Consider the following 22,499-nt stretch of genomic DNA (forward strand, 5'->3'; position numbering starts at 1 on the left):
GGAATAAGATGAAGACCTGGGTACTACAGAAATTATATTGGATCATACCAGGGGTGCTGATTTTATTAGGACTGTTTTTATTATTTGTTGAAAATTTTTCCAATGTGACGGCGCAACCAGACCCAGATTGGAGCAGAGGATTGTTAGTTGGACAATCTGAAGTAAGTAAACTGCCGGCAATCAAGGAAACGGAGGATGGGCATTACTTGTTCTCCTTCTTTCAGGAAAATAAATTAAAGACGGCTATCATGACCAATGATTTTCGGATCGAGGCAGAGAAATATTATGATATACCTGCAGACAAATGGACACAAATATATCAGGGAAAAGACGAGCTTATTTATTTTGATTATAAAAATATATTTGACCAAGATAAAACACAATTAGTTGCGGATGTTGCGGAGTTTTTTCCGCTCGAGAAAACCATTCTTTATATAAAGGAAAATAAGCTTTTTCAATTAAATCCTGAAACCAAACAAACGTCGGAAATTATGGATATTGATCTAGAAAAGGAAAAGTTAGCGGTAGAGGAAAATGCGGATGGCGTTCACCTTCTGTTATTTGCAAAGGAGAAGGGCAATGTTGATCTTGCTTTATCTCGAGTCCAAGATGGGAAAGTTAACCACCTATATGAAACAAAGATAAAGGTTGATCCTGGGAAAATAGTAAATGGCATATCTTTTACGTTTGAAGATCAAAAACTGGCGTTATTGCTTCAAGAGGAATTAGAATTAACGCAAGGGAAACCAGAGTTTTTTAACTATTATGCAGAAATTGATATTACAAAAGGACAAGAGGCTGCGCAATATGAGTTAACGTTCCAAGACCCTGCAAGGGAGAATGGGAAGCTAACGGAAATTTCGGATGTTGCCTTTACCTTTAGGGATGGAAAGCCGCGCCTGCTATTTAAGGCGAATGGTTATACAGAAACGAAATATAATGAAAAGACTGGCTTCAATATTTATGAATCGGAAATAGGCGAAAACGGAAGTACCAAGACGGAGCGACGCAGCAATACAGCCGCGATATCGACGATTCCACAATGGTTAAATGAAGATATGATTGCATGGATGGATTTACATGGAGATGACAATAAAGTCTATGTTTCTTCTAATGAACTTACAAAAATAAACAAACAAATAAAACATTCATCTGAGGATTGGTTGCAGGCATTAGGCAAGACATTTGGAATGATTTCCACCTCTTTTTTCGCTTTTGCACTTTCCTTTATATGGTTATTGTGGCCAATAACATTTGTTATCTTTATGTATCTATTTTTTAGTAGAAAGGTTGATTACAATCCACCTTGGATTTTCTATACTGGCATTGGAATCTATTTAATCGCAGCGGTTATATGGAAGGATCGTTTCTTTGTTCCGAATATACTTGCAACCGCACCTAAGTACCTAACATTTACGGGCAGTACTTATTTTTATCTGTTATTATTTGCGGTTATTTCCTATTTTTTATCCATATTAACAAAACGTATCAATGAATGGACAGGTACACCGAGGATTATCTATTTTGTGGGTGTACACATTATCTTGTTAACTGTATATTTTGGTCCGTATATTATTTATTAGAAAGGAGAGGTTTTTATGAACTTATTAGAGGGATTTTTATAACGAGATTACAGCAGGATTCGTGCCCCTCCAATTATAAATAGAAGAATAGAATCATATAAATAATTTATAATTGGAGGGATAGTATGAGAACAGAGAAGCAAATGTTAGATTTAGTGTTAAAAGTGGCAAATCAGGATAATAGAGTAAGAGCTGTTTGCATGAATGGCTCGAGAACAAATCCAACAGTACCAAAGGATGCTTTTCAGGATTTTGATATTGTTTATTTAGTAGATAATATGGAATCTTTTTTGAATGAGCCTAACTGGATTGATGTTTTTGGGGAACGAATCATTATGCAAACCCCAGAGGATTCCACGCTTTTTCCCGCAGAGCTAGGTGGAAGATTTTCTTATCTTATGCTATTTACGGATGGGAACCGCATAGACTTAACCCTTGTTCCGCTGGAGGAAAAGAACAAGTATTGTCAGGAGGATGGGTTGACGGTGATTCTATTAGATAAAGACAATAGTCTCCCTTATATGCCCCCTAGTACAGATAAAGATTATTGGGTGAAAAAGCCAGCTGCCGAACAATTTTCTGATTGCTGTAACGAATTTTGGTGGGTCTCGACCTATGTGGTTAAAGGGTTATGGAGGCAAGAAATTCTTTATGCGATTGACCATATGAATACCATAAGGGCGATGTTGTTAAAAATGTTGGAATGGAAGGTTGGCTTGGAAACAGATTTTTCCCTTAGCATAGGAAAAAACAGTAAGTACTTAAAGCGGTATATCGATGATGATACGTGGGAAAGGCTCATGCATACCTATCCGAGTGGAGATTATAATCGAGTCTGGGAATCGTTATTTTCTATGACAGCATTATTTGAGAAAATCGGATTAGAAGTTGGCAGAAAGATGGGATTTCTTTACCCTTTCGAAGAGGCGGAAAGGGTGAAAGTCTATTTACACCATGTTCGTCAATTGAATCCTAATGCAACAGAGGTATATTAAAGGTAATAGGCGGTTTTTATGCATCAGCAGAGACCGCCTTTTGATATGGGAAGCTTTAAATAAAAAGCTGAATATCTGATTTTAAAGCATCTTTAAGATAAACCTTGGCGTCGACAATTTCGACTTCAGGATAAAACTCTTCTTGCTTAAATCCAAGTATATCAACTGATAATTTGCAGGCAAGAAACTTAACGTGTTTTTTTCTTGCCCCTTTTAAGAAAGCTATAAGTGGTGGGGCCTCTTCATCCCCAAGCATTTCCTTCATCATTATTTTACCTAGACCAGCATAATTCATTTTGGATAAAGGAAGCTGCTCTACGTCTTTAGGTTGGAAGGTAGTAAACATTTTTTCATAGAAGGACTTACCTTCCAAATCGATTTTTTCGGGGTCACGAAGTAATAAAAGCCCCCAAAAAGTGAAAAACATGGTTACTTCCACATCTATTTCCCGGGCACTATTAGCTAGAATTAAACCAGCCATGCTTTATCGTAGTCCCCGCTAAACATTAATACGTTTAACTTTTGTTCCATGGGAAAATTCCTTTCTTGTTTTAGAATATCTTTAGCTTTCATCAAATAGTTTTGGATATACGAATTTCACTATATTGTCATATTTACGGAAGAGATTAGAAAAAAGCGAATATAATAGGAAGGTGATGAGCAGTCATGCTATTTCGAAAATTTACAGCAAATGATTTTGAGTTGTATTACCAATTAGTTTCTAATGAGCGAGTGATGGCCCAGATTACAGAAAGAGCTATTCCGTTAGAAGAGGCAAAGATTGACTTTGAAAAACTATTAATCCGCAATGACAAGAATCAGCTCTTTGGATCCTATGCTTTTTTTCAACCAGACTCAGAAGTATTTATCGGGCTTGGCCATGTGACTTTAACGGAGCAAGAGCTTGCTGAAGCAGAGCTTGGCTATATGCTTTTGCCGGAACATTGGGGGAAGGGATATGGCGGTATGGTTGCGGATAGATTAATGTCATTAGTGAAACAAACAGATCTAAAGGTAATAAAGGCAATTATAGATCCTGATAATATAGCCTCGAGAAAAATATTAGTCAGTAGAGGATTTACTTCAGCATGGATTGGAGAAATAGAAGGCTTGCCAGGAGAGATTTTGAAGAAAGTTCTTTAATAGTCTAGAAGGTATTATGTGAAAATTCATTTAAAAAGTTGTTGTGTACTTTTAAACGTTCCCGTATTATCTAATTTATATGTATTTATAAAGGAGTATTAGATTTATGCAATCAAGAATTTCTTTTTCAACTTATGCTCTAATTGGGACGATGCTTTTTGGTATGTTTTTTGGAGCGGGAAATTTAATTTTTCCTATTCAGCTTGGACAGCTTGCGGGAACAAACTTTTGGCTTGCGCTAGCAGGCTTTTTAGTAACGGCGATTGGGCTTCCTTTTCTCGGTATATTAGCAATTGGATTATCAGGAAGCAATGGTCTGCGCGAGCTTTCAAGTCGCGTTCACCCAGTATTCGGATTTCTCTTTTCGTTATTTCTATATTTAACGATTGGTCCATTCTTTGCTATTCCACGTACAGCGACAGTTCCATTTGCAATAGGGATTGAGCCGTTTGTCGCGAATAGCCATATTGCGTTATTTTTAGCTATTTTTAGTTTTCTTTTCTTTTTACTGGTTTACTATTTTTCCTTAAATCCGGCAAAGATTATGGATGTGATCGGGAAATATCTGACTCCTGCTTTTCTGCTGTTTTTATTTTTATTAATAATAGTAAGTATTGTTCGCCCGATGGGGAGCTTTCAAGAGCCACAGGGAGCATATCTAAATAATGCTTTTATGACAGGGTTTAAAGAAGGATATAACACCATGGATGCTCTAGCATCTCTTGCCTTTGGGATAGTGGTGATTAATGCTATCAAAGGGAAGGGAATTATGGACGTAAAGAGTATTGCAAAAACGACATGGAAATCAGGAATATTTGCCATGCTGCTAATGATGCTTATCTACGGATTTATCACTTATATGGGTTCTTCTAGTGTACAAGCTGTAGGAACTTTTGAAAATGGCGGACTTATCTTTGCTGCAGTAGCTAAGCATTATTTTGGTCCTTTTGGCGGAATTTTGCTTGCGGTTATCATTGTGCTTGCCTGTTTAAAAACAAGTATTGGATTAATAACGTCTTGTAGTGAATTTTTTCATGAAGTATTTCCGAAGATTGGCTATAAGACTTTTGTGCTTAGTCTTTGTGTTGTTTCTTTCTTAGTTGCCAATTTAGGCTTAAATAAAATTATACTATTTGCAGTACCTGTGCTCATGTTCTTATACCCTTTAGCAATTGTGCTTATCATACTTGCTCTTTTTTCGCGATTATTCAAAGGCAAGCAAAGTGTGTACCTAATGGCAATGGTGCTAACATTCTTTGTAAGTATATTGGATGGCTATCAAGCACTTGTAAAAAGCATCCCAGAAGCTAAGCTTGGCTTTTTTGAGGAGATTGGGCATTTTTACGAGAATATTCTCCCCTTTTACGAAATAGGGTTAGGCTGGATTTTACCTGCCCTTATTGGTACGGTGATTGGATATTTCATTCGTAAATAGTACGTAGAGGGACGGTTCTCCTGCATTCCATAGAGGAAGCGGGAGAACCGTCTTTTTTGTTTAGTAGTCAATAAATCAAAGAAATTAAGGGCTGATTCAATATTGATTTATCATCTGCTGAATTCTCCTTTTTATTTCCTTTCTTATGTCTGTGGGTTCGATTACTTCTAAATAATTTCCATAGGATAATAGGTAGCTGTATAACCATTCCCCTTTTATATGAGAGGTGGAAATGATATGATAACCATCCTTTTCTTTGGAAATATCCTTTTCTTCAAATTCATCATAAATCCGATAACTGGCTCTGGAACTAATTTTGAGCACTAAGTCTGCCCATTCTAAATAATCCCCATCCAAAGAATCATTTAAAATTAATTCTTCCGTTTTTTTTATGTTGTCATAAATTTCATTAGTTAAAGCTATATTAGACATACGGTTTATTTTAAAAGTTCTATTCGCCGATTTTTCTAGGCAAAAACCTTCTAAATACCAGGCTTTATCCTTAAACAATAATTTTTCCGCAAGAATTCGCCGTAAGCTCTTTTCCCCATTCGAATTGATATAGTGAAAAGAGAGGACATGACGCTCTAGAATGGCTTGTCTAAAAAGAGAGAAGTATTTCTTTCTTTTTGTATCACTGCCCCATGATGAAAAATCTACCTCAATCCACTTAGTTTCACTTTTTTGAAATAGATGACTTAGTTTCGCTAAAATATCGCTTGTATCTGGATAATTAGTGGCAGATAGACTTTGCAGGGAAAATAGTATTTCATCCTGCTCTTTGTCTAAAAGGAGTGATTTGTTGAGTACAAACTGATCCATCAAGGTAATTCCGCCTCCTTTACCTTGCATTGTATAAATAGGAATGCCAGACTCCGTAAGGACTTCAATATCGCGGTATATAGTTCGCACAGAAACTTCAAGTTTATCGGCTAGTTCGTTAGCCGTGATCATTTTTCTTTCTAGCAAAATATAGATAATTTGAAACAGTCTACTTATTTTCATGGAAAGCCTCCTTATTTGAGGAATATAAGAGAAACAGAAGAACTGTCCCTCTGTCACCATTTTAATGGTGGTTTATCTAATTGAGCTTCTATTCCTAATTCTTCGGCTGCTGTTAATAAAGGGAATTTACCTTCTAGCGTCTATCCTATATATAACGGCCAGGTAGAACAAAATTAAACGGGTAAAATTATTTTTTTAATTAAGTGTATCATCCAAAGAAAAGAGAAGCGAGAAGTGGTATCAAAATATGACATACTGTTGTCAGGTTAATTGGATTATACTAAAGAATAAGAATAATTTATTTAAAGAGGATGGTTTGATGGAAACTAGATGTGCTTGGGCAAATTCCAGTGATTTAATGCGAGAATATCATGATAAAGAGTGGTGTATTCCAAGTCATAATGATCGATATTTGTTTGAAATGCTTGTACTAGAGGGAGCACAAGCTGGATTGTCTTGGTCAATCATTTTAAAAAAGCGAGAAGCATACAAAAAGGCCTTTCATGATTTCGATTTAGAATACTGTGCAAACCTAACAGAAACAGAGTTGGAAAATATCCGAATTAATACAGAGGTTGTGAAACATCCGTTAAAGATTAAATCAGTTAAAAGCAATGCCTTAGCAATGATAGAAATACAGAAAGAATACGGAAGTTTTGCTGAATTTTTATGGTCTTATGTAGATGGAAAACCAATCATATCAAATTGGCAGTATGACAACGAAATACCAGCGCAAACTGACCTATCAAAGAAGGTCAGCAAAGATTTGAAAAAAAGAGGATTCAAGTTTGTAGGACCTATAACGATCTATTCCTATCTACAAGCAATTGGAATAGTCAACGATCACATAACTAGCTGTGCTTTTCATAAAGAATAAAGGAAATCGAGGAAGTTCTCCTGTTTCTGAAAGTATTTCAAGCTTATAAACAAACTGGATAGGGATCTTACAAAAAGTATATAGGGAAGCTTGACTAAACCAGCGCTTTTCTTTTAGGAAAAATATTCAGCAGAAAACAGAAGAATTGCCCCTCTACTTCCCATTTATGGTATAATAATGTTAATTAGATGAATGGAGGGTTGCTTTAAGATGTGGAATTCTATCTCGATTGTATACTTTATGTAACTAATTTTATAGTACTTAAAGGCTCTGCCTGTGTGTAGAGTAATCGGGATTAGTTTGCCTATTTTTAAAAGCAACCTTTCATTAACGTTATTTATAATGATGTGGTGTAAAAGGGGAGAATTATGCTCTCTTTTTATTAAAATGGAATAATATTTTTTTTAGAAACCCATTTTAGGCTTAGGGTTTACTTTAAATAAATACTATTCCTCTTTCTTATTCCGATTGCTTCACACACAGGTGGCCACCTGTGTGTTTTTTTATGAACAGAATGGAGGAACAGGAATGGAAGGAAAACAAAAAGCGATAGTAGTAGGCGTTCATTATGATCAGAAAGAAGACTTTGCTAATTCAATGGAAGAGCTAATTCAATTGGCAGAAGCTTGTGATATAGAAGTAGTGGGAGAGATAACGCAGAAGTTGGATCGGGTTCATTCTGCACACTATATTGGGAAAGGGAAACTGCAGGAGTTAACTGCATTGCTTGCGGAGAAGGACGTACAGGCTGTTCTTTTCAATGATGAGCTGTCTCCTTCCCAAGTTCGTAATTTAGAGGAAGCAACAGATTGCCGAATCATTGACAGGACAGTATTGATTTTAGATATATTTGCTCAAAGAGCGAAGACAAAAGAAGCGATGCTCCAAGTTGAAATCGCAAAATTGCAATATATGCTGCCTCGATTAGCTGGTTTAGGAGAATCACTAGGTCGTCAGGGAGGAGGATCTGGCCTTATAAATAGAGGGTCAGGGGAAACGAAGCTTGAATTGGATCGAAGACGGATTGAAGACAGAATTAGTCGCTTGCATAAAGAATTAGATACGCTTGTGGTCCAACGTAAAAACCAGCGAAAGATGCGAAAAAAGAAAGAGTTGCCAAGTATTGCACTCGTTGGCTATACGAATGCTGGGAAGTCGACTTTAATGAATGTGCTGCTTGAAAAATATCATGCTGCAACAGAGAAAATGGTGTTTGAAAAGAATATGCTCTTCGCAACCCTTGAAACATCAGTGCGCAATATTACATTACCAAATAATAAATCCTTTTTATTAACAGATACAGTTGGGTTTATTAGTAAATTACCGCACCAATTAGTAAAAGCATTCAGGTCGACCTTGGAGGAAGTGGCGGAAGCTGATTTGCTTATTCATGTCGTTGACTACTCTAATCCAAATTATCAAGAGCAAATCAATGTGACTAATAAGACTTTAAAAGAGCTTAACGCGGAAAATATCCCCGCTATCTATGCTTTTAATAAGATAGATTTAGCAGCAGGAGAAACTTCGATGGCAGGAACAGATGGAGTTTACCTTTCTGCTAAAAAGCAAATAGGAATAAATGAACTAGTGGAAGCTATTTCTAAAAATGTCTTTAAGCAGTATATTTCCTGTGAAATGACTATCCCGTATGATAAAGGGAATGTACTATCCTATTTGACGGAAAAGGCAAATATCCTTTCAACAGAATATAAGGAAGAAGGCATATTCCTATCCATCGAATGCAAAGAAGAAGACTATAATCGTTATCGAGAATACGTAATTTAAAATACGCAGAGGGACGTTCTACGCTTCTATTTTTGAAAAAGAAAGCGCAAGAGCCGTCCCTCTGCTCATTCTATATCCTGCAAGTACATAGAAAAATCTGCTGCCTCTCCGTTTACTATTAAGGATCCATCATCGGTGAAACGGGGCATGACTAGGCGTTCTTTTATATTATTAAATATGGGTAGTTCCTTTAAATTTTCCGTTTCTAATTGATATAGTTTAACTGTATCTGTATTTTTTTCCACTACACTTAATGCAACGTAATTTTTATAGACAGCATAAGTAGTAAAGGGTGGTGTGGGGATTTCATGAAATACTCCATTAGTGAGATCGATATACCCTAAAATAGATGGGCTCTCATCCTCATTTGAAAAAGCTGCATATATTTTATTATTTATTAAAGTAACGTTTTCCGCTGCTTTATAGGGAACGCTATAATTCCCAACTTGTTTTAGGTTGGTTAGATTATAGACAAAAAACTCCGTTTTATTTCTGTTATTTGATTTAAACTGCTCAGGAATAACAAGTAAATTACGATCTAAATCAGCTTTGCTGTTTCTGGCAATTCCCGTGAAACCATGAATGCTAGTTTCCTTAAATGTTGATAAATTTAACTGCTTATATCCAGAAGTATCATCATAAATTAATGTATTTCCTTTCAATTGAACATCTCCTATAATGTCCTTTTTATATTCTTTCTGTGAGAGTGTTTTTCGATTTTTAATAAAAAGCTTATTATTTTTTTCTCCCCACACAAGCCAATGCGCATTTGCTGTCAGTACATATATATCAATGTTTGCACCAGATTCGACAAGTACTTGCTGTGAGTGCGATGTGAGGGAATAAGAATAAATGCTTTTTTTATCAGCATAAATCAATTCGTTCGTTTCCTTTATATAGAAAGAATGGATTAAAGATGAATAATCAACATTTGGTATAGTTACTTTTTCCATCGGTGTATGAAAAGAAGAGTGTGTTGAAAGCCGGTTTACTAGAGAAGGACTAATTAAAATAAGGAGAAGACTAATAATGCCAACTACACTGCATATTGGACGGAATATTCGTTTTCTCTGACTAATGTTTTGCATTTGCTGGTTTGCATTTCGTAAAATCCTTTGTTTGTTTTCTTCGGAAAGGGTGATATCCGCTGGGATTATTTCATCAAATAATTGTTTAATGTTCTTTGGCACGATTTATCTCCTCCTCACTCATTGTTAGTTGTGCTTTCTTCCGTCCTCTCGCTAGTCTAGTTTTAACCGTATTGCTGGAACAGTTTAATATCTCGCTGATTTCCTGTGTAGATAATTCAGCGTAGTAATATAACCATAAGACTTCCTTATACTTTATTGGTAGTTTATTAAGTAAGTCGGCAAGATAATTTTTACTTTCCTGTTTTAAATAGGCTTCTTCGGGTGTTTCTTTATGGATCAGAAAAGTGTTCTTAATCTTCGAAACTTCGACTTTTCGAAAAGCCCAGCTTTTAAAGTAGTTTCGGCATTCATTTACCGTTATACGATATAAATATGTTTTCACACTAGATCGACCTTCAAATTGATCAAGCTGCAAATAATAACGAATAAACACATCCTGCACAATGTCCTCTGCTTTTTCCCTATCTTTCACAAGGGCGTAGGCAAGTCGGGATAAATAATGACCATATGTATCCATCGCGTTTGTAAGCAATTTATCTCTTTCTTGCTTCTCCACAGTCCCCTCTCCTTTCTACCTACAGATTAGACAAAACAAACAGACGAACGGTTTCTCTTTTTTACAAATTTATTCTAGCACTACGAAGGCAACGTCGTTCATATACTTAAAATAGAAGGAAAAAGGGGGAATCTATGGAGATGAATATTCTTGATTGTATAGTTATTGGTGGTGGTCCAGCTGGAATGAGTGCTGCGCTGACACTAGGGAGAGCGAGAAGAAGTGTGGCTATCTTTGATGATGGAACGAATAGAAATAGAGTAAGTCATGAATCACATGGCTTTCTAACAAGAGATGGAATAAGTCCACAGATGTTTAAGGAATTAGGGATGAATGATTTAATGAACTATCCGAGCATTTTTCCCTATAAGGATACGGTAACGGAAATAGAAAAGTTAAGAGGGGCAGAAGTGTTTCTGGTTAAAACGAAAAAACATAAAGAATATTTAGCAGAGAAAATTATTTTAGCGACTGGTGTACAAGAGATTATTCCGATTCCTAATGCGAGACAATATTATGGGAAAAGCCTTTTTAGCTGCCCATACTGCGATGGCTGGGAGCTAAGAGATCAAGCTCTTCTTATTATTGCTTACACGGAAGCACAAGCATTACATATGGGAAGGTTAGTTTATAATTGGTCGAAGGATTTAGTGATAGCAACAAATGGTGCAGCGATTTCTCCAACTACAAAAGAAATATTCCTCAAGCGGAATGTTCCAATCGTTACCGAACCAATAAAGAGCTTAATAGGCGAAAATGGGTATCTTCAGCAAGTTGTGTTTACATCAGGAAGGCAGATTGCTAGAACGGGGGGCTTCGTTTCTCCTTCTTATTATCGCTCCAATCAGTTTGTGGAGCAGCTAAGATTAGATGTCTATGAAAATGGAGTGTTAGTAACAGATGGATCAGGGAGAACATCCAAAAAAAATGTTTATGTTGCCGGAGAAACCGAAAAGGAAGGGGCATCATCCTTACTGTTTGCTGCTGCGGATGGAAGCAAAGTAGCTATAGCTGTAAATACAGATCTTATGCTGGAAAGATTTTAAAGGAATCAAAGGGCTGGTTCTTATGCTTCTGTTGTTTAAAAAAGGGAAGTGTAATAACCTTCCCCCTGATTCTTTATCCTCTCGTCATTGGTAACGAATTACTGCTTTTCTTAACCAATAAATATTGAATAACATCAATGTTGCTGGCTTTAAAGGAAGCGGCACAAGCCTGCAAATACAAGTCCCACATGCGGATAAAGCGTTCATCCTTTGTTTTCCTGATTTCCTCTAGGTTAGCGATAAAGTTAGCATGCCATATTTCTAATGTTTTTTGATAATGGCGACGAAGGCTTTCTAAGTCTACTAATTGGAGATTTTCAGCTGTCATATGGCTGACTAGCTCTGCGACTCCAGGGATATAGCCTCCAGGAAAAATATATTTGTTGATCCAAGCATTAGTTGCGCCACCTTGTTGACGTGAAATTCCATGAATTAAGGCTGCCCCATCATCTTTTAGCAATTGATGTACCTGGTGGAAATAGGCTTGAAGATTTTCCTTACCTACATGTTCAAACATCCCTACACTAGTGATGCGGTCAAAGTTTCTATCCTTTAAATCACGATAATCCATTAAATAGACGGTTATGCTTTCCGATAATCCTTTTTCCTTAGCTAGTTGGGTCACATAATCATACTGTTCTTGGCTCAAAGTAATGCCGGTTGCCTTCACCTGATAATCTTTAACCGCAGTAAAAATAAGATTCCCCCATCCACAGCCAATGTCTAAGAGATGCTGGCCCGGAGATAGATTTAATTTTTTTAAAATATGATCCACCTTATTTTGCTGTGCGGTTTCTAATGTGTCTTCTGGATTTTTGAAATAGGCACAGGAATAAGTCATGGAACGGTCTAGCCATAGTTTATAAAAGTCATTGCCGATATCGTAATGATTTTGGATATCTTCTTTACTTCGCGCTTTTGTATGAGATTGTTTGGGAACAAATTTCCTAAACTTATTATTTTGCATAAAGCTAGATGCATTTTCATAGGCAGACGCAATTAAATCCTCGATACTTCCTTTTATTTCAATCTTCCCGTCCATGTATGCTTCTCCTAAAGCTAATGATGCGTTATTATGAATGTCTTTAATACGAATAGGCTTTCTAAAAATAAGCTCTATGGCAGGATCGCCGTTACCATAAACAACTGACTTTCCATCCCAATAAGTAACCTTCACTGGAATGGTGAAGGAATTGCTTAGAATAGTTTTATATATAGATTTCTCGAACACACCATTCACCTCTTACTCTTATGTTATATGTATAATTTTACCTCTATTCCATGAAATATGTGTTCGATATGCTCAAACGAGAAAATGGACATTTATAAGGGAAATTATCCCCATATAAGAGTGAAAATGGTAAAATGGAGACGAGCATCATGATAGGAAAGAGGTGGAATGAAATTGCGATTTATAACGGCAAGAGCCAATATGCTAGAAGAAGTTAATGATATATATATCAAATGCAGAGAAAATCTAATTAAGCATGATATTTTCCAATGGGATGATCATTATCCTAATAGAGGTTATTTCCAGGACTGCATGGAAAACAAGATGCTATTCGTTTTATTAGAAGAGGATAAGATAGTGGGACATGTGGTATTAAATGAATGGCAAACAGAGGAATGGCAGTCCATTCCATGGAATGGAAATAATCCTTTGATTATTCACTCTCTCATGCTTAATCCCCGTTACCAAGGAAAAGGCATAGGAGCAATCATGGTCCAGCATATGGAGGAATATGCTCTTGCCAAAGGATATGATAGCATCCGATTAGATGTATTTTCAGGAAACCCTCAAGCTTTAAAGTTATATAAAAAGCATGGTTATATAGAAAAAGGAGAGGTTTTCTTTGCCTCTAAGCCTAATGGGCATCAAAAATATCTTTGTATGGAGAAGGAATTGATATGAATATTACCGCGATTACTGAAACCAACCGTGAAAAAGTAAAATTATTTTTCCAATCTCATTGGGGAAGCCCGGAAATGGTCCTTTCTACAGGCATCTATGATTGCAGTGCTTTAGATGGATTTATTGCCTGGAATAAAGAAGGAGAAATGATTGGTTTAATAACCTACATTTTAAGAGATACAGAGTGTGAAATTATTTCTTTAGACAGTATCGAAGAAGGAAGGGGTGTTGGGACAAAGCTATTACAAACTGTTGAACGAACAGCCAAACAAGTCCCATGTGATCAGGTCAAAATAATTACAACAAATGATAATTTACTAGCCTTAAAGTTTTACCAAAAAAGGGGCTATTGTTTAGCAGAATTGCTTAAAGACGCAGTAAAAGAAGCTAGAAAGATTAAATCAGAAATCCCTTTCCTCGGAAACGATGGTATTCCTATTAGAGATGAAGTAGTGCTAGTGAAAAATCTATCAACAACAAAGTAAATGGAAGGTGAAGATAGTGCCTGTATCATTGGAATTTTATGAAGAAAAATATAAGCGGCAATTAGAAGAATATCTTTTATCGGATGAACAGCTATATTATACAAGTACGCCGCTTGATGCTTTAGAGAAATGTTTAACGGAAGAGGATCGTCATCCTATTGTTATCTTAAATGATGGGATGGTTGCGGGTTTTTTTGTCCTTCATGGATGGGAGGGAGTAAAATCGTATAGTGACAATAAAGAAGCTATTCTTATGCGAGCTTATTCTATTCAGCATTCGTTTCAGGGGCAAGGGATAGGTGGGAAATCAATGGAACAATTAGTTCCCTTTGTGAAAAAGCATTTTCCTGCGAAAAAGGAAGTAATCTTGGCTGTGAATGTAAAAAATACTAGAGCACAATATGTTTATCAGAAAGCAGGATTTGTTGAGACAGGAAGAAGAGTGATGGGACCAAAAGGAGAACAAATTATTCTCGGCAGAAAAGTGTAAGTTGGACTGTTTAAAAAACAGTCTGAATTAAATAGTTGCAAAATGCAAATAATAGGATATAATAAAAATAACTTCATAAAGAAAAGGGGAAAAGGGATGGAAAATATCCGTGAGATTTTACAAATTACGATGAGAAGATTTGGTGTACTGGATAAAAATTGTTGTTCTGTTGGAAAAACAGAAATATCGCTTGTCCAAAGTCATATTTTATATGAAATTGATAAGAGAAGTAATCCGTCAATGCAAGAAATAGCGGAGCTTATTGGAATGGATATTACCACCTTTAGCCGGCAAATTCAATCTTTAGTAAAAATGGAATTAGTGAATAAGCAACAATCAATGAACGACAAGAGAGTATACGTACTCCAATTAACAATGCAAGGAAAAGCGATTGCGACTTCTATTGATACCCAAATGAATCAATATTTAGAAGAAGTTCTCTCCTTTATGTCAGACTTTGAAAGAGAAACGGTAATCCGGTCGTTAAAGTTATTAAATAGTTCCATGGCAAAAAGCAATATGTGTTGTCACCCGGTTAAGTGATGGAAAAAAGCTATGTTAGATTTCCTTCTTAATATAGCTCTGATATAATACTTGTATTTTGCAAATAATAGGAGGCTTTTAAGATGTGGTATGAAGTGTTGAAAAATTTCGCATGGTTAGTAATCGAATTAACTGTTCTGTTTGTGGTTGTATCTTTCATTGTTAACCTGCTGCAAGGATTTATTCGCTATAACAAAGTGGAGATGTGGATGAAGGAGGCTCCACCTATTGTTAGTGCGCTGATTGCAGTAGTCTTTGCTTTTATTACCCCTTTTTGTTCCTGTTCTACCATACCGGTTGTGGTGAATTTATTAAAAAATAAAATCCGGTTTAGCACCGTTATGATCTTTTTATTTACTTCTCCCGTTCTTGATCCAACTATTTTAACTGTAATGGCTGTTCTAATGGGATGGAAAGTAGCTCTCACATATACGGCAATTACAACGATACTTTCAGTTATACTTGGCTTTGTATTAGAGAAATGGGGGTTTGAAAAAGAAGTAAAAAATGTCATCATCAAAAATGCGTCTCAAGCAGAGAATGGATTTAGCTTGAAAAATACAGTTTCTGAAATTTTAACATTAATGAAAACTGTTTACCCTTTTTTGTTAATAGGAGCAGGTATTGGAGCAGTGATAGGAGGAATCGTGCCAACAGAGTTTGTAGCAACCTACTTAGGCGGAGAGAAGTGGTGGTTGATTCCAATCGCAGCCATTATTGGTATTCCTTTATATATTCGGTTATCATCTATGATTCCGATTTCCCAGATTCTTATTGCGAAGGGGATGGCGCTCGGACCAGTCATGGCAATGATGATCAGCTCAGCAGGAGCAAGTCTACCGGAGCTAAGCTTATTAAATAGCATCTTTAAGCGGAAATTAGTGTTCGCGTTTATTTTATCAGTTATTTCGATGTCCACGATTTCAGGATTTTTGTTTTATTTTATCTAAAAGGAAAACAATTAGCAGGAGGAATGATTTATTATGAATATTTTAAAAAAAATAATGAAAAAAGAGCAGAAAAATGATTGTTGTACCATTATGATAGAAGAAGTAGGAAAGAAAAAAGATGGCTGTTGTGTCGTGAAGGAGGAGAAGGAGGATGAGCGTAAAGGTTGAGAAGATTTCGGAGAAATACTGGGAAGCAATCGCAGCTATTTATAGGTTAGGGATACAATCAAGACAAGCAACATTTGAGACAGATGTTCCCACTTGGGAAAAATGGAGCAATAATAAAGATTTAACTGCTAGCCTAGTCCTATTAGACAAAGAAACGTATAGAGTGATTGGTTGGGCTGCTATCAGCAAAGTATCGAACCGTTGTGTATATCAAGGGGTTGGGGAGCACAGTGTGTATATACATCCAGCTTATCATCGCAAAGGATATGGGAAACTTTTATTAGAAAAATTAATTGAACATTCTGAACAAAGTGGTTATTGGACACTGCAATCAGGCATATTTCCAGAAAATAAAGCAAGCATCCACCTTCATAAGAGCTGTGGCTTTAGAGAAGTTGGCTTTCGGGAGAAAATTGGCAAGTTAGATGATGAGTGGAGAGATATAGTATTGGTGGAAAGAAGAAGCAGGAAGTTCTAATTGTAATCCGAGAAAGTGATAGATGCTTTCTTGGATTTTTTTAGTTGGGTAGTAAATACAATAAATCTCTAAAGAAAGTCTCTTACCCATATTAAAAGAAAATATGGAGAAAAAACAGAACCTAAAAGAGGTTTGTGTCGTCTAAACGTAATAGGAAAAAGGAGGAGGTTTTAGATGCTTGAGAAAAAGCACAATATGCATCAGAGAGAGCAAATGAGCTCTAATGATCCTCTTGAAAAGGAAGAACGCCTTATTTGGTTAATGGATGAGTACGGAAAAAGTGTTGTCCGATTAGCATATACCTATGTTCGCCATAAACAAACAGCAGAGGATATTGCTCAGGATGTATTTATAAAATGTTATGAAAATATCGATAATTTTCGAAACGAGGCATCCTATAAGACTTGGGTATACCGTATCACGGTAAATCGCTGTAAAGATGTCTTAAAAAGCTGGTCTTATAAAAATATCCTTTTTGCAGACTTTCTTTCTTTTAAAAGAGATACTAAGGAGCAATCGGTGGAGAAACAAATTCTTTTAAATGAAGAGAATCGCTTTATTTCCGAACAAGTCATTTCTTTGTCTGTTCCCCTTCGAGAAGTGATTATTCTCTACTACTATGAAGGTCTTTCTCAACATGAAATAGCAGAATTACTAGAATTGAATGAGAATACGGTAAAGTCCAGAATGCATCGTGCACGTCAGAAGCTAAAAAAACTGCTTGATGGAGGAGATGGCAATGGATGAAAAACTAAAAAATTTAGATGAGAAAATGAACGGAACGATATTAAAGGAAATAAATTTTTCGGAGGAACAGAAGCAAAAGGTATTGAAGCAGATTAATTATTCTGGAAAGAAAAGAAAAAGCCCATGGTTTGTTCATAAATATATTCCGGCAATCATTAGTGTAGTCATGATTATCCTTTTTTTTATTGGTATAAAAAGTCTTATGATAAATCAGAGTGTTTCAGCACAATACCGAGATAAAAAGGAAATTGTTGAAAGATTATCCCAAACATTTAAACCTGTGCATACTGTTGTTGGCCAATTCGAGAATAGAATGAGTGATGGAGATAAAGCTAATACTATAACTTTTACATTAAATCTAGACAAAGAACTATATAAATCCAGCGAGAAAGTATGGACCGAAGATGGTTATCAAACAATAAATATATTATGGAAAGATGGAAAGCTAATCTATAAAAATTCCACAATAGGCATTTCTGATGAAAAAAATTTAACAAAACAGGAATTTATAGAATCAGGATATTTAGGTTCCATTTTCGAAGGCAGAAAGTATATTTCACTTCTTGAAAATTATAATAATTGGAAATACAAGGAAGTAGAGCGGTTTGGGAGAGTGCTCTATCAGATTGAAGGTAAGCAGCCGGATAATACTCATTTTCCCAAGAAAGATGCTTTTGCTCTGACAGTAGATAAGGAAACAGGTATTATTTTGTATTTAGCTTTATATGATCAAAATGGCGCGAGCAAAGTAATAATAGATACAATTGATATATGGATAAATAAGGAAGTTCCGGACGATGTATTCCAACTTTTTTAAATAAGGAGTAATAAAAAGAAAGAGAGATAACCATGAAAAAACATAAGAAAATTACTATAAGTATATTATCTATTATTTTTATTAGTATATGTAGTTTTGTATTTTACTTGTATAAAACGATAGATAATACAGTAGATAAGGTTTATGAACCTATTGATGGAGAAACAAAAACGGAAAGTAAGCTAAGAAGTGAAAATGTCAAAGATAAAAAGCCTATCTCCATTTTATTAATGGGAGTGGATGAGCGGAAGAACGATGTGGGGAGAACTGATGCCTTGATTGTTATGACGTTAAATCCGGTGAAGGAAAAATTACAAATGATAAGTATACCGAGAGATACAAGAGCAGAAATAGTCGGAAACGGGGCGATTACTAGAATTAACTCTGCTTATGCGTTAGGGGGAGTGAAGATGGTATTAGATACAGTAGAGGGATTTACTGGCCAAAAATTGGACTATTATATAAAAATTAATATGGAAGCACTAAGTGGGATGGTCGATGCTTTAGGTGGCATAACCGTAGATAATGAAATTGAATGGCTTGATGAAGGGTACTACAAGAAAGGATATCATTATCAATTAGGAAATATAGATTTAGATGGGGAGCAGGCATTAGGTTATGCGAGAATGAGAAAACTGGACCCTAGAGGAGATTTTGGCAGGAATGAAAGACAAAGAAAGGTGATAGCAGCGATTATTGATAAAGGAACTAGTATCTCCTCAGTTACTAAATTTAAGGATATATTAGAGACTTTAGGTGAAAATGTTAAAACTAATATTCCCTTGAATGAGATGATATCTATTGAAAAAGGCTATAAGAATACTAGAAATAGAATGGAACAATATGAGGTAAAAGGTGAGGATGCTTATATAGATGGTAAGTATTTCTTCGTGGTAAATGAAGAGGAAAGAAATCATATTAAGGAAATGCTTGCGAATAATCTTTTAGATTGAGATGGTAAGAATTAAATATGCGTTGGACTGTGAAAATAAAGCAAGTATCCATCTATATTATGATTTTGGTGGCAAAGTAGGAAGATTGATTCCGCTCTTAACGGACGGTAGGACTGCAACTACTAGCTAATCCAGAATGATAGAATGATAGTAGGCATCTCAAGATCCAGTAAAAGCCAAAAGAAAACGACTAGCCATTATTTTTATCAAATCTATTCTCGTTCTATGCAAACATATTATAATAAGGTAAATCTAAATAAAATAGGGAAGAAGGTTACTTTATATGAGCCCAATTAATCTATTAGAGCAATATATTGATGCGACAAATACGCATGACTTCGAAAATGTAGAACGGCTGCTGCACCCACAAGCGATATATTGGTTCTCAGACCAAACATGCAGAAGTAAAGAGGAGATAAAAAATTATTTTGAGAATGCGTGGAACACTATCAAGGAAGAAAAGTATTCAGCTGCAGATATACAGTGGCTAGGTATGGGAAATGACACAGCAACATGCGTCTATCATTATCATTATGAGGGATATTATAAAGGCGAATTTATAAAAGGCAGTGGACGAGCAACGAATGTGTTCGTAAAAGATACAGATGGAAATTGGAAAATCATTCATGAGCATTTGAGTAGCTTTTAATGCCGATTACAAGGAAGATAAGGGGAAAGTCCGTTTCCAATTATTCATTGTGAATCAGTGGAAACGGACTGGCCTGCAGTTATAATCGAATGAATATTTAAAATCTTATTTTTCTAATGCTAACGTCATAAAAACACTATTTGGATCTTCGGTATAATCCGAAAATGGGCCGCAATACTCAAATCCTAAGCTTTCGTATAGTTTTTTGGCTGGTAGAAAAGCATCCATGGAACCTGTCTCTAAACTTAATCGGCTATAGCCACGATTTTTGGCTTCTGCGATAATATGGAGGAGTAGTTTTCTTGCTACTCCTTTTCGTAGATGAAGAGGGGAGGTTTTCATAGACTTTATTTCTCCATGCTTGTTATCTAGCTCTTTTAATGCGCCGCAGCCAGTTAGCTCTCCATCCTCCCATGCACTCCAAAAGGTTACATCTGGTTTTCTTAATCCTTCCACATCTAATGCATGAATGCTCTCAGGAGGGGAGTGAAGGGTCATGCTATGTAAATGATCCTCTAATAAAGCAATGATTTCTTTTGATGTAACAGGGTCGATTATAATGTGCATCCTCATCATCCTTTTCATTATTTTACCTACTATTCTACTAATTTCCTCATTCAAGTGGAATAGCTTATTTGCATTTTGATTGGAAATATTTAATTAAATATCTTTAATTAAAAATATTTGCCTTTGAACCATTTTTTTTGTTATGATATTCACATAGGTTTAAATTTGTATGAGGGAAAGGAAAATGAAATAAATGAATGTATTAGTAGTAAAAGCAAACAATCGTCCAGCAGCTGAAGCTGTATCAAGCAAAATGTATGAAACGTTTATGGAATCTGTTAAGGGTGCTGAAAACCTTAATGTGAATGTATATGATGTCTATGCAGAAGATACTCCTTATTTTGGTCAAGAATTATTTGATGCTTTCGGTAAAGTGCAAAGCGGAGAAGAATTAACAGATATAGAGCAACGCTTATTAGCTGCAAAGCAAAAAGCGATGGATGCTTTAACAGCTGCTGATGTAGTAGTGTTCGCATTCCCGCTTTGGAACTTAACTATTCCAGCTAAATTACAAACATTTATTGATTATGTATATGCTGCAGGCTTTGCCTTTAAATTTGATGCAGAAGGTAACATGATTCAATTAATGACAGATAAGAAAGCAATCCTTTTAAATGCACGTGGCGGCGTTTATTCTACTCCAGAAGCTGCTTCTTCTGAAATGGCTGTTAACTATATGCGTGCTGTATTTGGTGGCGTATTTGGTATGGAAATCATTGATGAAGTTATTATCGAAGGCCATAACGCAATGCCTGATAAAGCTGCTTCTATCATTGAAGAAGGATTACAAAAAGTTGCTGCTGCTGGAAAGAAATTAGCAGCACAAACTGTTTAATAGATATTTAACTAGTTAAATAGATAAACTCCGTTTGAAATTAAGTTTTCAGACGGAGTTTTTTTATGGAAAAAAGATTATACTAGGAGAAGGAGTATTTAGGACATATGTCCTTTTCCTATTTTTAGAAATCGATTATCTTTAAAAAGGAAATCAAACAACAAGGGGTCGAACAAATGAGAGGTATTTTATTTGCACTAATGGGTGGGGCATTCATTACCCTTCAAGGAGTGGCAAATGCAAAAATTAGTCAGGATATTGGTTCTTGGCAGGCAGCTACCATTACACAATTTACTGGTTTTGTACTTGCATTTCTAATCTTGTTAATCGTAAAGGAAGAAGCATTTTCAAAATATAAACAAGTAAAGCCATTATATTTGGCGGGAGGATCTTTTGCTTCGGTTGTTATTTTCAGTACGATTACTGCCATGCATTTAGTGGGAGCAACGTTAACAATCTCAACAGCTTTGATTGCCCAGTTATTTATAACTTTTCTAATAGATAGCAATGGCTGGTTTGGACTGGAAAAGCAGCAAATGAGAGCTCCGCAGTTTATTGGAATTGGTATGATGATAATAGGTGTTCTTTTATTAAAAATGTAAGGAGAACCATCCGTGAAAGAAATGGGAAATCTAGAGCAGATAGAAAAATATATTCGCAAGTTTCAATTAGAAGCAATCTTTCCGAAAAAGTTGAAAGACCATTTACATCTTTATGCTTTTAATCAAGGGGAATTTATTTGTACGCAAGGACAGGCAGCGGAATATCTTTACATTTTGGTAGATGGCAAGGTGAAAATATATACGACAACAGCAGAAGGAAAAACGTTAATTCTATCCTTTAAAACACCAATCGAAATGGTTGGGGACGTTGAATATGTAAGGAATACAGATATTTTGAACACGGTGGAAGCTATCACAGATGGGGTGGTCATTGGTGTACACAAACGATATTTAAAGCAATATGCGAATGATTATGCCCCTTTCTTGCAGTTTTTATTGGATATTATTACGAAAAAATTCTATATAAAATCTAGTTCGATGCGTTTCAATTTATTTTACCCAGTGGAAGTGAGACTGGCTAGTTATTTAGTATCTGTTTCTTTTGATAAGGAGGATCCTTTATACAATACGGATGGTAAGGAAATTAATCTTAAGGATACAGCCAATCTAATTGGCACTAGCTATCGTCATTTAAATAGGGTAATACAGCAATTCTGTCAGGATGGATTGATTGAACGGAAAAAGGGGTTTATTATCGTGAAAAACCGCGATGGTTTATTGAATTTAGCTGGTAAAAGTATTTACGAAGAAGGGGCAGGTGAATAAA

Annotated in this window: 26 protein-coding genes and 1 pseudogene; 21 read left to right on the plus strand and 6 right to left on the minus strand. The window is 35.7% G+C overall.

Going from position 1 to position 22,499, the window contains the following annotated elements; all coding sequences use genetic code 11:
- Positions 1 to 8: 8 nt before the first annotated feature.
- Positions 9 to 1,583: a hypothetical protein gene (locus tag NiCM35_RS14955; protein ID WP_433779935.1), complete on the plus strand. Its 1,575-nt coding sequence runs from the start codon at positions 9 to 11 to the stop codon at positions 1,581 to 1,583.
- 125 nt (positions 1,584 to 1,708) lie between these two features.
- Positions 1,709 to 2,578, plus strand: a complete 870-nt coding sequence (locus NiCM35_RS14960; protein WP_303985562.1) for an aminoglycoside 6-adenylyltransferase — start codon at positions 1,709 to 1,711, stop codon at positions 2,576 to 2,578.
- Positions 2,579 to 2,633: 55 nt separating this feature from the next.
- Here NiCM35_RS14960 and NiCM35_RS14965 read toward each other — a convergent pair.
- A pseudogene (locus NiCM35_RS14965) lies at positions 2,634 to 3,109 on the minus strand (DsrE/DsrF/DrsH-like family protein).
- Between the two features lie 135 nt (positions 3,110 to 3,244).
- Between NiCM35_RS14965 and NiCM35_RS14970 the strand changes: the two are divergent.
- Both NiCM35_RS14970 and brnQ read left to right on the plus strand, forming a co-directional pair.
- Positions 3,245 to 3,721, plus strand: a complete 477-nt coding sequence (locus tag NiCM35_RS14970; protein ID WP_163185804.1) for a GNAT family N-acetyltransferase — start codon at positions 3,245 to 3,247, stop codon at positions 3,719 to 3,721.
- A gap of 106 nt (positions 3,722 to 3,827) precedes the next feature.
- Positions 3,828 to 5,156 carry a branched-chain amino acid transport system II carrier protein gene (brnQ, locus tag NiCM35_RS14975; RefSeq protein WP_163185801.1) on the plus strand — a complete coding sequence of 443 codons (1,329 nt, stop codon included), beginning with the start codon at positions 3,828 to 3,830 and terminating at the stop codon, positions 5,154 to 5,156.
- A 96-nt stretch (positions 5,157 to 5,252) separates the two neighbouring features.
- On the opposite strand, the gene NiCM35_RS14980 is transcribed toward brnQ, so the two are convergent.
- Positions 5,253 to 6,221, minus strand: a complete 969-nt coding sequence (locus tag NiCM35_RS14980) for a helix-turn-helix transcriptional regulator (RefSeq protein WP_433779937.1) — start codon at positions 6,219 to 6,221, stop codon at positions 5,253 to 5,255.
- Positions 6,222 to 6,480: 259 nt separating this feature from the next.
- Between NiCM35_RS14980 and NiCM35_RS14985 the strand changes: the two genes are divergently transcribed.
- A complete protein-coding gene (locus NiCM35_RS14985; protein ID WP_433779939.1) occupies positions 6,481 to 7,038 on the plus strand; it encodes a DNA-3-methyladenine glycosylase I in 558 nt (185 codons plus the stop codon).
- Positions 7,039 to 7,566: 528 nt separating this feature from the next.
- Positions 7,567 to 8,823 (plus strand): GTPase HflX, encoded by a 1,257-nt coding sequence (gene hflX, locus NiCM35_RS14990; RefSeq protein WP_433779941.1) that lies wholly within the window; start codon positions 7,567 to 7,569, stop codon positions 8,821 to 8,823.
- A gap of 65 nt (positions 8,824 to 8,888) precedes the next feature.
- On the opposite strand, the gene NiCM35_RS14995 is transcribed toward hflX, so the two are convergent.
- The gene (locus NiCM35_RS14995; protein WP_433779943.1) at positions 8,889 to 10,013 is read right to left on the minus strand and encodes a hypothetical protein; all 1,125 of its coding nucleotides are present in this window, start codon (positions 10,011 to 10,013) and stop codon (positions 8,889 to 8,891) included.
- Entirely contained in the window at positions 9,997 to 10,530 is a 534-nt protein-coding gene (locus NiCM35_RS15000) for a sigma-70 family RNA polymerase sigma factor (protein WP_303985551.1), read from the minus strand. The genes NiCM35_RS14995 and NiCM35_RS15000 overlap by 17 nt, the downstream gene beginning before the upstream one ends.
- Positions 10,531 to 10,670: 140 nt before the next feature.
- On the opposite strand from NiCM35_RS15000, the gene NiCM35_RS15005 reads away from it, so the two are divergent.
- On the plus strand, positions 10,671 to 11,576 hold the full coding sequence (locus NiCM35_RS15005; RefSeq protein WP_095331364.1) for an NAD(P)/FAD-dependent oxidoreductase: 906 nt from the start codon (positions 10,671 to 10,673) through the stop codon (positions 11,574 to 11,576).
- A gap of 73 nt (positions 11,577 to 11,649) precedes the next feature.
- Here NiCM35_RS15005 and NiCM35_RS15010 read toward each other — a convergent pair whose 3' ends face one another.
- Positions 11,650 to 12,807: a class I SAM-dependent methyltransferase gene (locus tag NiCM35_RS15010; protein ID WP_433779944.1), complete on the minus strand. Its 1,158-nt coding sequence runs from the start codon at positions 12,805 to 12,807 to the stop codon at positions 11,650 to 11,652.
- Between the two features lie 174 nt (positions 12,808 to 12,981).
- On the opposite strand from NiCM35_RS15010, the gene NiCM35_RS15015 reads away from it, so the two are divergent.
- From NiCM35_RS15015 to NiCM35_RS15065, 11 genes are all read left to right on the plus strand, one after another.
- Positions 12,982 to 13,488 carry a GNAT family N-acetyltransferase gene (locus NiCM35_RS15015; RefSeq protein ID WP_433779946.1) on the plus strand — a complete coding sequence of 169 codons (507 nt, stop codon included), beginning with the start codon at positions 12,982 to 12,984 and terminating at the stop codon, positions 13,486 to 13,488.
- Positions 13,485 to 13,973 (plus strand): GNAT family N-acetyltransferase, encoded by a 489-nt coding sequence (locus NiCM35_RS15020; RefSeq protein ID WP_433779948.1) that lies wholly within the window; start codon positions 13,485 to 13,487, stop codon positions 13,971 to 13,973. The genes NiCM35_RS15015 and NiCM35_RS15020 overlap by 4 nt, the downstream gene beginning before the upstream one ends.
- Positions 13,974 to 13,989: 16 nt before the next feature.
- On the plus strand, positions 13,990 to 14,463 hold the full coding sequence (locus tag NiCM35_RS15025) for a GNAT family N-acetyltransferase (protein WP_433779950.1): 474 nt from the start codon (positions 13,990 to 13,992) through the stop codon (positions 14,461 to 14,463).
- Positions 14,464 to 14,559: 96 nt separating this feature from the next.
- Entirely contained in the window at positions 14,560 to 15,006 is a 447-nt protein-coding gene (locus NiCM35_RS15030) for a MarR family winged helix-turn-helix transcriptional regulator (protein WP_016201414.1), read from the plus strand.
- Between the two features lie 83 nt (positions 15,007 to 15,089).
- A complete protein-coding gene (locus NiCM35_RS15035; RefSeq protein ID WP_433779953.1) occupies positions 15,090 to 15,956 on the plus strand; it encodes a permease in 867 nt (288 codons plus the stop codon).
- A gap of 33 nt (positions 15,957 to 15,989) precedes the next feature.
- Positions 15,990 to 16,124 (plus strand): hypothetical protein, encoded by a 135-nt coding sequence (locus tag NiCM35_RS15040; protein ID WP_268877124.1) that lies wholly within the window; start codon positions 15,990 to 15,992, stop codon positions 16,122 to 16,124.
- The gene (locus NiCM35_RS15045) at positions 16,108 to 16,602 is read left to right on the plus strand and encodes a GNAT family N-acetyltransferase (RefSeq protein ID WP_433779955.1); all 495 of its coding nucleotides are present in this window, start codon (positions 16,108 to 16,110) and stop codon (positions 16,600 to 16,602) included. Before NiCM35_RS15040 ends, NiCM35_RS15045 begins: the two co-directional genes overlap by 17 nt.
- A gap of 174 nt (positions 16,603 to 16,776) precedes the next feature.
- A complete protein-coding gene (locus NiCM35_RS15050) occupies positions 16,777 to 17,349 on the plus strand; it encodes a sigma-70 family RNA polymerase sigma factor (RefSeq protein WP_433779957.1) in 573 nt (190 codons plus the stop codon).
- Positions 17,342 to 18,166 carry a hypothetical protein gene (locus tag NiCM35_RS15055; protein ID WP_123258731.1) on the plus strand — a complete coding sequence of 275 codons (825 nt, stop codon included), beginning with the start codon at positions 17,342 to 17,344 and terminating at the stop codon, positions 18,164 to 18,166. Before NiCM35_RS15050 ends, NiCM35_RS15055 begins: the two co-directional genes overlap by 8 nt.
- 32 nt (positions 18,167 to 18,198) lie before the next feature.
- On the plus strand, positions 18,199 to 19,119 hold the full coding sequence (locus NiCM35_RS15060) for an LCP family glycopolymer transferase (protein ID WP_095331284.1): 921 nt from the start codon (positions 18,199 to 18,201) through the stop codon (positions 19,117 to 19,119).
- Between the two features lie 283 nt (positions 19,120 to 19,402).
- Positions 19,403 to 19,768, plus strand: coding sequence for a YybH family protein (locus tag NiCM35_RS15065; RefSeq protein WP_123258732.1), 366 nt, complete (start codon positions 19,403 to 19,405; stop codon positions 19,766 to 19,768).
- A 105-nt stretch (positions 19,769 to 19,873) separates the two neighbouring features.
- On the opposite strand, the gene NiCM35_RS15070 is transcribed toward NiCM35_RS15065, so the two are convergent.
- On the minus strand, positions 19,874 to 20,335 hold the full coding sequence (locus NiCM35_RS15070; protein ID WP_433779960.1) for a GNAT family N-acetyltransferase: 462 nt from the start codon (positions 20,333 to 20,335) through the stop codon (positions 19,874 to 19,876).
- 193 nt (positions 20,336 to 20,528) lie between these two features.
- Here NiCM35_RS15070 and NiCM35_RS15075 point away from each other — a divergent pair, with 193 nt between their 5' ends.
- The 3 genes from NiCM35_RS15075 to NiCM35_RS15085 all read left to right on the plus strand — a co-directional run bounded on the left by NiCM35_RS15075 (position 20,529) and on the right by NiCM35_RS15085 (position 22,498).
- Positions 20,529 to 21,170 (plus strand): FMN-dependent NADH-azoreductase, encoded by a 642-nt coding sequence (locus NiCM35_RS15075; RefSeq protein WP_061800665.1) that lies wholly within the window; start codon positions 20,529 to 20,531, stop codon positions 21,168 to 21,170.
- Positions 21,171 to 21,346: 176 nt separating this feature from the next.
- Positions 21,347 to 21,772: a DMT family transporter gene (locus NiCM35_RS15080; RefSeq protein ID WP_047943997.1), complete on the plus strand. Its 426-nt coding sequence runs from the start codon at positions 21,347 to 21,349 to the stop codon at positions 21,770 to 21,772.
- Positions 21,773 to 21,784: 12 nt separating this feature from the next.
- Positions 21,785 to 22,498, plus strand: coding sequence for a Crp/Fnr family transcriptional regulator (locus tag NiCM35_RS15085; RefSeq protein WP_095331280.1), 714 nt, complete (start codon positions 21,785 to 21,787; stop codon positions 22,496 to 22,498).
- The last annotated feature ends 1 nt before the right edge of the window (position 22,499 follow it).

It is taken from the genome of Niallia sp. M35 (assembly GCF_050971705.1).
Taxonomy (GTDB): domain Bacteria; phylum Bacillota; class Bacilli; order Bacillales; family Cytobacillaceae; genus Niallia; species Niallia circulans_A.